This window comes from Roseovarius confluentis (assembly GCF_002917925.1).
Taxonomy (GTDB): domain Bacteria; phylum Pseudomonadota; class Alphaproteobacteria; order Rhodobacterales; family Rhodobacteraceae; genus Roseovarius; species Roseovarius confluentis.
In genome coordinates this window covers 1-1,243 of record NZ_PPFE01000024.1, presented here as the reverse complement: position 1 = coordinate 1,243, position 1,243 = coordinate 1, and the positions used below count along the sequence as shown (strand labels likewise).

Genomic DNA, 1,243 nt, shown 5'->3' with positions numbered 1-1,243 from the left:
GGCATCAAGATTCTGGACTTCACGCATGTTCAGTCGGGTCCGACCTGCACGCAGCTTCTTGCGTGGTTCGGGGCGGATGTTCTGAAGGTGGAGCGGCCGGGCGTGGGCGACGCCACGCGGCAGCAGCTGGTGGATGTGCCGGGCGCGGACAGCCTTTATTTCACCATGCTCAACCACAACAAGCGCTCGATCGAGCTGAACTCGAAGAACGAGACCGGCAAGCAGGTGCTCACGCGCCTGATCGAGGAATGCGACGTGCTGGTCGAGAACTTCGCGCCGGGCGCGCTGGATCGCATGGGCTTTTCCTGGGAGCGGATCCAGGAGATCAATCCCAAGATCATCATGGCCTCGGTCAAGGGCTTCGGCCCGGGCAATTACGAGAACTGCAAGGTCTACGAGAACGTGGCACAATGCGCCGGCGGGGCGGCCTCGACCACGGGCTTCCGCGATGGCCCGCCGCTGGTGACCGGCGCGCAGATCGGCGACTCGGGCACTGGGCTGCATCTCTGCCTCGGCATCATGACGGCGCTTTTCCAGCGCGAGCGCACGGGCCGCGGCCAGAAGGTGCTGGCGCCGATGCAGGACGGGGTGCTGAACCTCTGCCGCGTCAAGCTGCGCGACCAGCAGCGGCTGGAGGCGGGGCCCCTGAAGGAATACAGCCAGTACGGCGAGGGCATCGAGTTCGGCGAGGCGACACCGCGCGCGGGCAACGACAGTGGCGGCGGCCAGCCGGGGCGGATCCTGAAGTGCAAGGGCTGGGAGGACGATCCCAACGCATACACCTACTTCATCACCCAGGCCGCGGTGTGGGAGCAGATCTGCGACGTGATCGGCAAGCCCGAGTGGAAGACGGCCGAGGGCTATGCCACCCCGCCCGAGCGCCTGGACAAGCTGAACGAGATCTTCGGCACGATCGAGGAATGGACCATGACCAAGACGAAGTTCGAGGTGATGGACATCTGCAACCCGCTGAACATCCCCGTGGGGCCGATCCTGTCGACCAAGGAGCTGATCGAGGATGACGGCCTGCGGGCGACGGGCACGATCGTGGACGTGGATCATCCCAAGCGCGGCAAGTACGCGTCGGTGGGCTGCCCGATCAAGCTGAGCGACAGCCCGGTGGACGTGACGCGCTCGCCGCTTCTGGGAGAGCACACGGTGGAGATCCTGCGCGAGGTGCTGGGCTATGACGGCGACGAGCTGCAGGCGGTGCTGGATAGCGGCGCCGTGGGAGACCCGCAGA

At 65.8% G+C, this 1,243-nt stretch carries 1 protein-coding gene; it reads left to right on the top strand.

What is annotated here, in order from left to right:
• Positions 1-1,243, top strand: a 1,243-nt coding sequence (gene frc, locus C2I35_RS21750; RefSeq protein WP_103765139.1) for a formyl-CoA transferase, incomplete at both ends; no start/stop codon positions are given.